This window comes from Ochrobactrum sp. P6BSIII (assembly GCF_014138065.1).
GTDB lineage: Bacteria > Pseudomonadota > Alphaproteobacteria > Rhizobiales > Rhizobiaceae > Brucella.
In genome coordinates, this window is sequence record NZ_JACGXB010000012.1 from 55,093 (window position 1) to 68,082 (window position 12,990).

Sequence of the window (12,990 nt, forward strand, 5' to 3'; positions counted from 1 at the left end):
GATCGAAAGGTAGATGCCGGACAAAGATAGGACAGATCACGCCATTCACAGGAATGGCGTGAAAAACCATTATCCGCGCGGCAGAGCCTCGATGAATTCGACCGGCTCACCCTGATGCGGGTTCACGATTTCGGCGTCCCACATCACCTTGATGCCGCGAACAATCGTACCGACCGGCCAGCCGGTGACAGTCTTGCCATGGTAAGGTGTCCAACCAGCCTTCGAGCCAGCCTGTTCATGCGTGATGGTTTCGCGGCGCTTCATGTCCACAATGGTCAGATCGGCATCATAGCCGACAGCGATGCGCCCCTTGCGCGACATGCCGAAAATGCGGTTCGGGCCATGGCTCGACAGATCGACGAAGCGCTCCAGCGACAGTTTGCCTGCATTCACATGGTCGAGCATGATTGGCACCAGCGTCTGCACGCCAGTCATGCCGGATGGCGAAGCCGGGTAAGGCTTCTGCTTTTCTTCCAGCGTATGCGGCGCATGATCGGAACCGAGCACATCGACGATGCCCTGATCGATACCCTTCCAGACACCGTCGCGGTGGCGCTTGTCGCGCACTGGCGGGTTCATCTGGATGAGATTGCCCAGCGTCTTGTAGTCGTCAGCGGAAAGCGTCAAGTGATGCGGCGTCGCTTCGCAGGTTGCAACGTCCTTGTGCGCCTGCAGAAAGTCGATTTCCTCAGCCGTAGAGATGTGCAGCACATGAATGCGTGCGCCGGTTTCATGCGCAATGCGTACCAGACGTTCCGTACATTGAAGTGCGGCAACCTCGTCGCGCCAGACCGGGTGGCTGGAAGGATCGCCCTGCACACGCAAACCTTCACGCTGCTTGAGGCGGAATTCGTCTTCCGAATGGAAGGCTGCGCGGCGGCGTGTATTTTTCAGGATGGAGCGAACGCCATCATCGTCTTCAACCAGCAGATCACCGGTCGAGGAGCCCATGAACACCTTGATACCAGCAGCGCCCGGAAGGCGTTCCAGCTCGCCGACGTCTTTCGCATTGTCACGCGTGCCACCAACCCAGAAGGCGAAATCGCAATGCATGCGATGATGACCGCGACGAATCTTGTCTTCCAGCGTTTCGACAGTCGTCGTCAGCGGCTTGGTGTTCGGCATTTCGAAAACAGACGTCACGCCGCCCAATACGGCAGCGCGGGAACCTGTTTCCAGATCTTCCTTATGCTCAAGGCCCGGCTCGCGGAAATGAACCTGACTGTCCACGACGCCCGGCAGGATATGCAGGCCGGTGCAGTCGATCACTTCGCCTGCCGAAGCCTGCCCCAGAGAGCCGATAGCAGCGATGCGCCCGTTGCGGATACCGATATCGCGCTGCCCGGTGCCATCATGATTGACGATGGTTGCGCCTTTCAGAATCGTGTCGAACGTCTCGGCCATTATGGTCTCCTTGGATTGGGATGGGACTTGCGAGCCTTTCCAATGGGGATTACGTAACGAAGGCGCGAAACGCAAGGAAGAAGCGATGACAACGGCAGCCGAAACGGTAAATCTTTCCAACAGAGCACTGGTCCACATCACTGGCGAAGACGCGGAAAAGTTTTTGCAGGCGGTGATCACGACCAATCTCGACAAGCTCGGCGCTGATGAAGCCAAACCGGGTGCGCTGCTGACACCACAGGGAAAAATCCTGTTCGATTTCCTTGTCTCGCGCATCGAAAACGGCCTGCGCTTCGACATGCCTGCAAGCATTGCAGCTGATTTTTGCAAGCGCATCACGCTTTATCGCCTGCGCGCCAAAGCGGAAATTACACAATTGCCGGAATCACTTGTCAGCATTTCCTCGCAAACTGATTCCGCTCCTTCACAAGATGATTCAACGAAGCGCGATTCCCGTTTTCCAGCTGAGTTGAACGTGCTGCGCACCTATGGTCAGGCCGGTGAAAATGCCGATGCATCGGCATGGACGAAGCTGCGTGCCGAATATGGCATCGCGGAAGGCGAAGCCGATTTTGCCTATAGCGATGTGTTTCCGCATGACGTCAATTTCGACCAGATCGGCGGCGTCACCTTCCCGAAGGGTTGCTTCATCGGGCAGGAAGTTGTCTCCCGCATGCAGCATCGCGGCACGCCGCGACGCCGTGTTCTGGTCGCCAGAGCGGAAGGCAATCTGCCGCCGCTCGGCACGCCCATCACGGCAGACGGACGCGAAGTCGGCAATCTCGGCAGTTCTGCGAACGGCATCGGTATCGCGCTTGTACGCATCGACCGCGTCAAGGATGCGATGGATGCAGGCACCCCTCTTCTCGCTGGCGAAACGCCGCTTGAACTGAGCCTCCCGCCGCACGTCCGGTTTGGTTTCCCTGAAGCCGAAGCAGGCAATGCCTGATGGCGGCTGCTGATAAATCATCCGGCAAAGCCCGTGCCTGGCAACGCATGTTGTCGGGCCGCAGGCTGGACTTGCTCGACCCCTCGCCGCTTGATGTGGAGATTGAGGATATTGCGCATGGCCTCGCCCGCGTGACGCGTTGGAACGGTCAGACCATTGGCGAGCATGCTTTCTCCGTTGCGCAGCACTCGCTGCTGGTAGAAGAGATTTTCAACCGCCTTCAGCCGGATGCAAGCGCCGAATGGCAAATCCTCACCCTGCTGCATGACGCGCCTGAATATGTGATCGGCGACATGATCTCGCCGTTCAAGGCTGTGATGGGCGGCAATTACAAGCTGATTGAAACACGGTTGCAAACCGCTATTCACCATCGCTTTTCCCTGCCGGCAACATTGTCGGCAAAGCTCAAACCACTCGTAAAACGCGCTGACCAGATCGCGGCCTATTTTGAGGCCACACGGCTGGCCGGTTTCAGCGAAGGCGAAGCCATCAAATATTTCGGTCGTCCGCGCGATTTCTATCCCGCCGAACTGGACCTGACCCCGCGCCCGACCCAAAATGTGCAGAGTGACTTTCTGGCGCGCTTTGCTTTGCTGGAAGAGAAACGCAAGAGTGCTTCATGCCGCTGATTGTCGTCAGCCCCCTCTCCCAGCTGGCTGCACAGCTGGAGCGCCACAGGCCGAGCCATGTGGTGACGCTGACCAGCGGTGAAGTTCCGGCCTTGCCTGAAAGCTGCGCTGTACAGCGTCTGGTGCTGACATTCAACGACATCGTCGAACCCCGCGAAGGCATGGTCGCGCCCGATGCAGACCATGTGCAAGCCTTGCTAGACTTTGTGCATGGCTGGCAAAAGGACGCGCCGCTGCTCATCCATTGCTATGCGGGCATTTCCCGTTCAACCGCTGCCGCCTATATCGCGGCCATGGCGCTCAATCCGCAAAGCGACGAGACAGCACTGGCACGCGAATTGCGGAAACAATCGCCTTCCGCAACGCCGAATATTCGCCTGATCGAGATTGCAGATAAAATTCTGGGCCATAATGGCCGGATGACTGCTGCGATCAAATTGATCGGGCGCGGTGCGGAAGCGTTCGAAGGCGAGGTTTTTAGCCTGCCTGCCCGCGTTTGAGCGCGTTCAAAAAACCCCCGCGAGAATCGGGTGGCGTCTGCGCACGCGGTTCCCAGACATGGCGCAGGAAGAAATAGCCCGTCATCTTGAACGCATGGTCGATGTCTTCATAAGACGAAGCACGCACTGCCGTGTCGTTGACGAAAGCAGGCAAGGCAAGAAGCTTGTCGGCCCATGGTGCGCCTGCCTCGCGGCAGACGGCCCGCCCGGATTTCGGCGAGACATAGATCAGTTCTTCACGACGGCCCGTAGCGGCGCATTCCTTGAGATCAAGACCGAAGCCCAGCTCTTCCAGCATCATGACTTCGAACCGCAGCAGCAATTCACCGGATGCGAGCGGATCGTCAAAATGTTCGATGATAAGCCGCAGCGTTTCATAAAGGCCGCGATGCGCATCGCGTTCCGGCAATAGCCGCAAATGCGAGGCTGCAAGCTGGATGCCGTAAAGCGCGACCGGCGTTTCAATGAGCCGCGCTGCGGCAAAGCCCAGCGGCTCGATGGTGAAACTGCCCATATGCTCGTCCAGCCGCGCCCACCAGCCGATATCGACATGGTTGCCGGGCTGAAGCAACGGCTGCATGCGGCGGGATCGCCCGCCGCGCACCATACCCAGATGTCGGCCATGTTCACGGGTCATCACTTCGACAATGGCGCTGGTTTCACCATGACGACGTGTGCCGAGAATTATGCCTTCATCATGCCATTCCATAGACGTCAGTTTTGACTGCTAGGTGGGAAAATCAAGTCCCATTTCGCGATAGCGCTCGGGATCATTGCCCCAGTTTTCGCGCACTTTCACGAACAGGAACAGGTGAACCGTCTGCTCGAGAATTTCCGAGATTTCCTTGCGCGCCGACTGGCCGATAGCCTTCACGGTCTCGCCCTTGTGGCCGAGAACGATCTTCTTCTGGCTTTCGCGCTCGACATAGATGACCTGTTCGATGCGAACCGAACCGTCCTTGCGCTCTTCCCAGCGTTCCGTTTCCACCGTCGATGCGTAAGGCAGTTCTTCATGCAGGCGCAGATAAAGCTTCTCGCGGGTGATTTCGGCTGCGAGCTGGCGCATCGGCATGTCGGAAATCTGGTCTTCCGGATAATACCATGGACCGTTCGGCACGTTTTCAGCCAGATACTTCGCCAGATCCTTACAGCCCGAACCGTTGAGCGCCGAGATCATGAATGTCTGGTCGAAGGTCACGAGTTCATTGGCCTTCTGGGCCAGCGTCAGCAGGACTGGCGGGTCAACCCGGTCGACCTTGTTAAGCACCAGCACCTTCTTCTGGCGCACATTCTTCATGCTTTCCAGCAGCGCTTCGGCGTTCTCATTCAGACCGCCCTGCGCATCCAGCAGCACCAGAATGATATCCGCATCCTTTGCGCCGCCCCAGGCCGTGGTGACCATGGCGCGGTCGAGCCTGCGCTTCGGGCGGAAGATACCAGGGGTGTCGACCAGAACGATCTGTGCCGGCCCCTCGATGAAAATGCCGCGCACGAGCGCGCGCGTCGTCTGCACCTTGTGCGTGACAATCGATACTTTTGTACCCACGAGCTGGTTGACCAGTGTGGATTTCCCCGCATTTGGCGCGCCGATCAACGCAACGAAGCCCGAGCGAGTCTGCCCGGTTTCCGTTTCGCTTTCTGTCGGTGTCGTCCGATTATTCATTGTCCATCCTTCCAGACGATATTTTGATAGAGCGTGGTCCCCTTGGCACGCCCCCTTTGTGCAACAGCGTCGTCATCACAACGAAATTTGTCGCAATCGATCGATTATAACCGATCTCGATTGAAAAAACGTGAGTTCTTGCGTCATACAGTTTCGTCGCGCTTCCACACGCCTTCGCGGTAGAGCATGGCTTCTGCAGCGCTTTGTTCGGCGATGCGCTTTGAGCGTCCTTCGCCATTTTCCGGCGCGAAACCCTGCACCTGAACTTCGACCACGAAGAGCGGGTCATGGTCCGGGCCACTGCGGCTCAACACGGAATAGGACGGATGCACATTGCCCTGCTGATGCGCCCATTCCTGCAGCTCTGTCTTGGCATCGCGGCGTCCTGCGCCGGTTTCAAGCGACCTTTTCTTCCAGTAACGCTTGATGAAAGAGCGCGCTGCTTCAAGGCCGCCGTCGAGATAGATGGTGGCGATCAGCGCTTCCACGACATCGGCCCGCACATTCATGAGGCGCTTGTCGTTCAGCGATTTGATATCGGAGCCGGTATGGATGAAATTGGCGAGACCGATTTCGTCGGCAATCGCCGCGCAGGTTTCGGCATTGACCAGCGCATTGAGGCGCACCGACAATTCGCCTTCGGAAGCCTCGGGAAATGCTTCGAACAGCATTTCTGCGACAGCGAGACCCAGCACACGGTCGCCGAGAAACTCCAGCCGCTCATAATTCGCCCGCGAAGGGGCCTGTACACTTGAATGCGTGAGCGCACGTTCCAGCCGTTTCAAATTCAGAAAACGGTGTCCGGTGCGCTCCTCGAGAATTGATGCTGCCTGGCCTGCGGAAACCATCTCAGTTTCCGGTGACGGCAGTGTGCGGCGCGGCATTCACAGAGCTGAACAGACGGCTGAAGCGCACATCGGTCGGCCATTTCCAGATTTCGAGCGGACTGGCTTTGTCCGCAATGGAGAAGAAAATGATGTTGGCGCGACCGACAAGATTTTCGAACGGCACATAGCCGACGCCAAAACGGCTATCGAGCGAGTTGTCGCGATTATCGCCCATCATGAAGTAATGGCCGGCTGGCACTTCGAAGACGCGGGTATCGTCGCCGATAGAATTCGGTGCAAGATCGAGCGTGTCATAGGTCACGCCTTCCGGCAGCGTCTCGCGATAAACCTCGACCGGACGGTTCACTTCGGTCACATCGGGATTGTCGATGGTGCCGACGCGGTCGCGCTTCACAGCCTGATCGTTGATGTAGAGCACACCACCGCGCATCTGCACGCGGTCGCCCGGCAGGCCAATCACACGCTTGATGTAATCAATGGAAGTGTCGCTCGGCAGCTTGAAAACCACCACGTCGCCGCGCTTCGGTTCCGCGCTCCAGATACGGCCCGAAAACAGGTCGAGACCGAAGGGCAGCGAAAAGCGCGAATAGCCATAGGCGTATTTCGACACGAACAGATAATCGCCTTCCAGCAAGGTCGGGCGCATCGAGCCCGAAGGAATGCTGAATGGCTGGAAAAGAATGGTACGAATGACCAGCGCCAGCAGCAGCGCCTGCACGATAACGCTGATGGTTTCGCCTAGGCCGCCGGACTTCTTGGTTTCACTCTTGCTGGACACGCTCATTGTCTCTCCGCTTGCGATAACGCGATCTAATAACGGCTTGGATTGCGTGAGGCAATCCGCGCACTGCTTTCTCGCACGATTATGAGCAGGAGTTTACCTGTCACAACCCCAACAAGTTTCGTCAGAGCCGATCAATTTTACCTGATCCTGCTCAGGAACCTATTTCGGCCCGCTTGAATCTGGCAGCGCCTCGATGATCACGAAAGCCTGCGCGAGAGGAAAATCATCGGTAATTGTCAGATGTATGGCAGCGCGTGTTCCCGGCGGCAGAAGTCTCTGCAACTGTTTGGCTGCACCATCTGTCAGATGCATGGTGGGCTTGCCGGAAGGCGCATTGACCACGCCCATGTCGCGCCAGAACACACCGCGCGCAATGCCGGTGCCAAGCGCCTTGGCACAGGCTTCCTTGGCGGCGAAACGCTTGGCATAGGACGCAGCACGCTGCTGGCGTCCGTCCGATTTCTTCTGTTCGATCTCGGTGAAGACCCGATTGCGAAAACGGTCGCCATGCCGCTCCAGCGCTTTTTCGATACGCCGGATATCGATGAGGTCGCTGCCTATGCCGACGATCATATTTGCTGAAGCCCCCGCTCACCGTGCAGCCTGTGCTTTTCAGCCAGTCGCTCCAGACGGCGACGGCGAAACACCGACACGGCATAGCGCGTCACGAAATAGACCAGCACCGCGCAAGCCGCGCCCAGAATGGTCGAACCGAACAGCATCGGCTTCAAAAGCGGCGTCCAGATCTCATCGAAATGCATCGTTTCGAGAGCACGACCAAGATGCACCGGAGGCGCCGAGTCCACGCTGCCATTCATGACGAAGCGTCCGAGTTCGAACGTGCTTCCCCAGATGAAAGGCAAAGTGAGCGGATTGGCCAGCGTGGTGCCGATTGCGGCCGCCGCAATATTGCCGGCCAGAAAATAGGCCAGCACAATCGCGATGATCAGATGAAAGCCGAAGAACGGCGTGAATGCCGAGAAAACGCCAACGGCCAGCCCCGCTGCCACCGCATGCGGCGACGCGGTGATACGTAGAATCCTCTTACCCCCGTATTTGAAGGAACGGGAAAAAGAACGGCGCGGCCAGACCATAAGTCTCAGGCGCTCCCGTCGGGTCAGTGGATGTCGGCGTTGGAATAACATGGGCCCTTAATACTGCTCTCCTCGAGCGGAAACAATTGCTATTATTAGATCATCCTACCGATCATGCATCGCGGTATTCCGCAGGCGCGAGGTCCGGTCTTGGCTGATAATGACGAGGCGATACGCCCAGCATGCGGCGAAACATTGTCGTAAAGGCTGAAACGCTGTCATAACCGAGATCGAGCGCCACACTGGTCACGGCTTCCCCTTCCGAAAGCCGGGGAACGGCAGCGAAAAGACAGGCCTGCTGCCGCCATACCGAAAGGCTCACCCCCGTCTCGCGCTGGAAATGCCTCGTGAATGAGCGCCTGCTCATGGCGAGCTTGTCCGCCCAATCATCGACGGTGACGCGCGAGGACGGATTTTTCACAAAGTCACGGCACAGCTTCTGAAGGCGCGGATCGTTCGGAATGGGTAGCCCGAGCGACCTTTGCGGCAGCGTATGCAAATCCCGCAGGATCAGCTCGATAACCAGCGCATCGCGGCTGCCCGCCTCCGGTATGCTGTCGACCGTCGTCGCATCGATGATGAGGCAGCGCATCAGGTTTGTCAGCCCCACCACATGCAGATGGTCGGGCACGCCCGACACGGCATCTGTGCTGATATAGATCGAGCGCATATAGACATCGCCCACGATCTCGACCGAATGCTCGATGCCAGCCGGTATCCACATGGCGTGATCACCGGGGATCATCCAGCGCCCGGCATTCGTCGTCACCAGAACCACGCCTTGCGAAGCACACAAGAGCTGCGCCCGCGAATGGCTATGGCGAGGTACGAAATAGCCATCCGGATATTTCGTCGGAAGCGCCACAACCGGTCCGGTCATGGTCTCCAGCATCGCCACACGGTCTTCGTGAAAGCGTTGCAGCTCCTCGCTTTCGGGTAAGAAAAGGCGTGATGGCGATGGCGGTTTCATCTTAAAATCAAACTCAATCGGCTCAGCTTGGCCCACTCAAACAAGTAATGGACCAAATCACGAAAGCGGGCGACACGCAATACGCTTATGAGGAGAGAACCGGAGAGTACGCTCGACGAAATCTCCGTTTCAAAACATCCACACGCTATCTTTTCTTTCCGATCAACGGGATGATTGGAGCAGCAGACCGGGCCTTCTTTGTATGCGTTTCAATCTGCTTAAATCAGATCGGCGCTCTGGACGTTTATTTTAACGCACATCCCGAAAACCGTTTCACTTTTCGGGATGTGCTCAAGGAGTAGCATTATGAGCATGAGTGCTGCGCAGCAGCCGTCCAACAGCGGTGCGGACAATACGGTCCTCACCATCATATTGGCCACGAGCATGGGCCATTTCCTGAACGACATGATGCAGTCGCTCCTTCCGGCCATCTATCCGATGCTGAAGGAGAATTACAGCCTGTCGTTCTGGCAGATCGGTCTTCTTACCTTCACCTTCCAGATGACGGCATCCATCTTGCAGCCGCTCGTCGGCATTTATACCGACCGCAAGCCGATGCCCTATTCGCTGTCCTTCGGCATGGGCTGCACCCTTGTCGGCCTCGTGCTGCTGGCCACGGCGCATCATTATTCGGTGTTGCTGATGGGCGCTGCCTGCGTCGGCTTCGGCTCGTCCGTCTTCCACCCGGAAGCGTCACGTGTTGCGCGACTGGCATCGGGTGGCAAGCACGGCTTCGCACAATCGCTGTTTCAGGTCGGCGGCAATTTCGGTTCGTCCATCGGACCGCTGCTTGCAGCTTTTGTCGTGCTGCCTTTCGGCCAGATCAGTGTTTCGTGGTTCTCGGTTGCCGCTTTGGCAGGCATGCTGCTGCTCTGGTATGTCGGCAACTGGTACAATCGCTACCGGCTGGCCAATGCTCGCAGGGCGCAGCCTGACAAGACGCTGCCGCTGCCCCGTAACCGGGTGATCGCCACCGTGGCTGTGCTCGCGCTGCTGATCTTCACAAAGTACATCTACATGGCGAGCCTGACGAGCTACTACACCTTCTACACAATCCATCATTTTGGTGTGTCGGTGCAGACCTCGCAGATCCTGCTGTTCCTTTTCCTCGGCGCTGTCGCTGCGGGAACGATCTTCGGCGGCCCGATCGGTGATCGCATCGGAACGCGCAAGGTGATCTGGGTATCCATCCTCGGCGTGCTACCATTCACTCTGGCTTTGCCCTATGCAAATCTTGAGATGACGGCTGTGCTGACGGTGATCATCGGCTTCATCCTGGCCTCGGCCTTCCCAGCCATCGTGGTCTTTGCACAGGAATTGCTTCCGGGACGCGTGGGCATGGTGTCCGGCCTGTTCTTTGGCTTTGCCTTTGGCATGGCTGGTATTGCAGCCGCGGTTCTCGGCATCGTCGCCGACCGCAAGGGTATCGAGTTCGTCTATACGATCTGCTCGTATCTGCCATTGCTCGGCCTTTTGACCGTCTTCCTGCCAAAGCTGGAAAAGAACCGGAAAGCAAAAGCCTGAATCTGAAAAGGTTCCCCTGAAAAGGGGGAGCGCCGCACGTCCCCCAACGGCGGCGCTCCCATGCCACTGACCTTCTTGACGGCCCGGTACAGCGGCATTTCTGAAACGGCTCTTCTAGAACCGCTCGATCAGGCTATTTGTTTTTGCGCATTATCCTAAGCAAAACCGCTACGCACTTTTGCTGGAAATGCTCTAGGCGCAGGATCAAACGGCGAAGCTGAAGCCCTGCACCGTTTCCCTGCGGAATTCATCAAAGGCAGCCGCCACGAGGCGGATCAGCGGTTTGCCGTCTTCGGTAGCGCGGATGACGCTCCCCTTCACATCGACCAGACCATCGGCCACCAGCGGGCGCAGCAGGGCGAGTTCGTCGGAAAACTCCATACCCGGCGCCACTTCATCCAGATCAACCTGAAAATTGCACATCAGATCGGTAATGATTGCCGCACGCAGGCGGTCGCTTTCGCGCATCGTATAGCCGCGCATCGTGGCAAGTTCGCCCGCATCGACCTTCTTGCGATACTGCCCGATATCCGGAATGTTCTGCGCGTAACCACCCGGAAATTGCGAAATGGATGAAGGACCTAAGCCAATCAGTGTCTGGCTTCTATCCGTCGTGTAACCCTGGAAATTGCGGTGCAACAGGCCCTTACGGGCAGCAACGGCCAGCGCGTCCTGCGGCGAAGCGTAGTGATCAATACCCACCGGCTCGTAGCCGAGACCGGAGAAACACTCGGCGACAACACGCGACTGCGCAAAGCGTTCTTCCGCATCCGGCAGCAGGCTGGCATCAATCAGACGCTGATTGGCGCGTCGCTGCGGCAGATGTGCATAGCCATAGCAGGCAACACGGTCCGGGCGGAGCGAGGCCACCATTGAGCAGGTGCGGCGCAAACTATCCACGGTCTGCATCGGCAGGCCGTAGATAAGATCAAAATTGATCTTCTCGATCCCTTCGCCACGCAGAAGCCACGTGGCGTCCGACACGGTTTCCATAATCTGCACGCGGCCAATGGCCTTCTGCACGCTAACATCCACATCCTGAATGCCAAGGCTAGCCCGGTTGACACCCATGAAAGCGAGCGTCCTGACCAAGTCCGGCGTGACCGTGCGCGGATCAAGTTCGATCGCATGTTCCATCGTCGGCGAAAACTCGAATACCGAGCGCAAGGCAGTAATGATTTCAATAAACTGGGAGGAATTCAGGATGGACGGTGTACCGCCGCCCCAATGCAGATGAGTGATGCGCGGACGACCGGTCAGCACATGACCCACCGTCTCGATTTCATTCAAAAGCGAATGATAGAAACTTTCGACGACATCGTCGCGAATGGCCACCTTGGCATGGCAGCCGCAATAATAGCAAAGCTGCTTGCAGTAAGGTACGTGGATATAGACCGAGATGCCCTCACCCGGGCTAATCTGGCGCAACCAGCGATGCGTGGTCTCCGGTTCAAAGGGGACGAAATCGGCGGCCGTCGGAAAAGACGTGTAACGCGGAACTGCAAGTGCTGCGTAACGCTTTATCGTTTCTTCATGCATGGCACATCCACCTCGCGCGGCGCGCGGACCGGCGAAGCTCTGCCAGAGCGAATGGAGAAGCTGATGCCGGAACCCGCGTTGCAGCCTGCGGCACTGGACGGCGTGAGGCGGCAAGGCACCCCGCATGAATGACAGCCAATGTTGCAGTGACCAGACACAAGAGCACCCGTCTTTCTCCCCATTCACCGCGCGGCCGTCCCTTTGTAGCCGCATCAATCTTTACGGTAAAAATTACAGGGCAAAGCGGCACCCCGCATTGATTTGAATCAACGGGTGACGACGAATGAGCAGAGGATTGGGAATGTGAGGCGCTAGACTAGAACGCGTCCAGATCCATGCCAGCGACAGCTGCGAGCGAACGGCGCGACATGATCTCGACCGTGTTGGCGTCAATAAGCTGGATCAGCCCCTGGCTCTTGAGCTTGGTGAAGCTGCGGCTCACCGTTTCAATGGTGAGACCGAGATAATCCGCAATATCGGTGCGGTTCATCGACAGATGCACGGGATTGGCGCGTTCTCCGCGCTTTTCAGCACGCGCCGACAGAACCAGCAGGAAGCTCGCAAGCTTCTCCACAGGCGCGAGACGACCGAGAACGAGCTGGTTGTCGCGTGCTGTGCGCAATGCGGCGCGGGTCATCTGGTGCAGTCTTTCCTTGAGCTTTGGAAAGCGCTCCATCAGATTGTCCATTTCCTTCGTGGAAAAGGCGCACAGAACTGAAGGCACGACCGCTTCCGCAGACTGCGAATAGACGTCGTCATCGGCGAGACCGAGATAATCTCCGGGAAACAGGAAGCCCGCGATCTGGCGGCGCCCGTCCGGCAGAGAGGTATAGATGCGCAACATGCCGGAGGTCAGGCTGTAGACCCGAGCCTTAGGCTCCCCCTCCTCCACGAGCATCTCGTTGGCATCCAGCCTTCTGGACGTCATGATCGCTTCCAGCGCGCCGAGATCACCGTCGTCGAGCGCAGCGCAAACCGCCATCCGACGCACATCGCAGTCGACACAAATGCCGCACGGCGCGCGAAATGGTGATTTCGGATCGAAAACTACGGTCGTTACAGCCACGATGGATTTTCCTGTCGGCG

14 protein-coding genes are annotated in these 12,990 nt (G+C 57.8%); 4 read left to right on the top strand and 10 right to left on the bottom strand.

Features of this window, described 5'->3' with window-relative positions:
• Positions 1-69: 69 nt before the first annotated feature.
• Positions 70-1,404: a dihydroorotase gene (locus FHW00_RS17085; RefSeq protein ID WP_445558212.1), complete on the bottom strand. Its 1,335-nt coding sequence runs from the start codon at positions 1,402-1,404 to the stop codon at positions 70-72.
• On the opposite strand from FHW00_RS17085, the gene ygfZ reads away from it, so the two are divergent.
• The 3 genes from ygfZ to FHW00_RS17100 are packed head-to-tail and all read left to right on the top strand — an operon-like array spanning position 1,403 to position 3,482.
• On the top strand, positions 1,403-2,353 hold the full coding sequence (gene ygfZ / locus FHW00_RS17090; RefSeq protein WP_445558002.1) for a YgfZ/GcvT domain-containing protein: 951 nt from the start codon (positions 1,403-1,405) through the stop codon (positions 2,351-2,353). The two genes, FHW00_RS17085 and ygfZ, sit on opposite strands and share 2 nt — an antisense overlap.
• Positions 2,353-2,982 carry a YfbR-like 5'-deoxynucleotidase gene (locus tag FHW00_RS17095; protein WP_078340717.1) on the top strand — a complete coding sequence of 210 codons (630 nt, stop codon included), beginning with the start codon at positions 2,353-2,355 and terminating at the stop codon, positions 2,980-2,982. Before ygfZ ends, FHW00_RS17095 begins: the two co-directional genes overlap by 1 nt.
• A complete protein-coding gene (locus FHW00_RS17100; RefSeq protein ID WP_078340716.1) occupies positions 2,973-3,482 on the top strand; it encodes a tyrosine phosphatase family protein in 510 nt (169 codons plus the stop codon). Before FHW00_RS17095 ends, FHW00_RS17100 begins: the two co-directional genes overlap by 10 nt.
• Here the strand turns inward: FHW00_RS17100 and recO are convergent.
• From recO to FHW00_RS17135, 7 genes are all read right to left on the bottom strand, one after another.
• On the bottom strand, positions 3,460-4,191 hold the full coding sequence (recO, locus tag FHW00_RS17105) for a DNA repair protein RecO (RefSeq protein ID WP_078340715.1): 732 nt from the start codon (positions 4,189-4,191) through the stop codon (positions 3,460-3,462). The two genes, FHW00_RS17100 and recO, sit on opposite strands and share 23 nt — an antisense overlap.
• A gap of 18 nt (positions 4,192-4,209) precedes the next feature.
• The gene (era, locus tag FHW00_RS17110; RefSeq protein WP_078340714.1) at positions 4,210-5,145 is read right to left on the bottom strand and encodes a GTPase Era; all 936 of its coding nucleotides are present in this window, start codon (positions 5,143-5,145) and stop codon (positions 4,210-4,212) included.
• A gap of 143 nt (positions 5,146-5,288) precedes the next feature.
• Positions 5,289-5,993, bottom strand: a complete 705-nt coding sequence (gene rnc, locus FHW00_RS17115) for a ribonuclease III (RefSeq protein ID WP_078340713.1) — start codon at positions 5,991-5,993, stop codon at positions 5,289-5,291.
• Position 5,994: 1 nt separating this feature from the next.
• Positions 5,995-6,777: a signal peptidase I gene (gene lepB / locus FHW00_RS17120; protein ID WP_078340712.1), complete on the bottom strand. Its 783-nt coding sequence runs from the start codon at positions 6,775-6,777 to the stop codon at positions 5,995-5,997.
• A gap of 159 nt (positions 6,778-6,936) precedes the next feature.
• Positions 6,937-7,350, bottom strand: a complete 414-nt coding sequence (gene acpS, locus FHW00_RS17125; RefSeq protein WP_078340711.1) for a holo-ACP synthase — start codon at positions 7,348-7,350, stop codon at positions 6,937-6,939.
• Positions 7,347-7,922 (bottom strand): type IV secretion system effector BspA, encoded by a 576-nt coding sequence (gene bspA, locus FHW00_RS17130; RefSeq protein ID WP_078340710.1) that lies wholly within the window; start codon positions 7,920-7,922, stop codon positions 7,347-7,349. The genes acpS and bspA overlap by 4 nt, the downstream gene beginning before the upstream one ends.
• Positions 7,923-7,983: 61 nt before the next feature.
• The gene (locus FHW00_RS17135; protein ID WP_078340709.1) at positions 7,984-8,841 is read right to left on the bottom strand and encodes an AraC family transcriptional regulator; all 858 of its coding nucleotides are present in this window, start codon (positions 8,839-8,841) and stop codon (positions 7,984-7,986) included.
• 306 nt (positions 8,842-9,147) lie between these two features.
• On the opposite strand from FHW00_RS17135, the gene FHW00_RS17140 reads away from it, so the two are divergent.
• A complete protein-coding gene (locus FHW00_RS17140) occupies positions 9,148-10,365 on the top strand; it encodes an MFS transporter (RefSeq protein ID WP_078340707.1) in 1,218 nt (405 codons plus the stop codon).
• A 204-nt stretch (positions 10,366-10,569) separates the two neighbouring features.
• Here FHW00_RS17140 and hemN read toward each other — a convergent pair whose 3' ends face one another.
• Together hemN and FHW00_RS17150 are read right to left on the bottom strand one after the other, a co-directional pair.
• Positions 10,570-11,904, bottom strand: coding sequence for an oxygen-independent coproporphyrinogen III oxidase (hemN, locus tag FHW00_RS17145; RefSeq protein ID WP_078340706.1), 1,335 nt, complete (start codon positions 11,902-11,904; stop codon positions 10,570-10,572).
• A gap of 316 nt (positions 11,905-12,220) precedes the next feature.
• Positions 12,221-12,886: a cyclic nucleotide-binding domain-containing protein gene (locus FHW00_RS17150; protein ID WP_210276578.1), complete on the bottom strand. Its 666-nt coding sequence runs from the start codon at positions 12,884-12,886 to the stop codon at positions 12,221-12,223.
• Between the last annotated feature and the right edge of the window lie 104 nt (positions 12,887-12,990).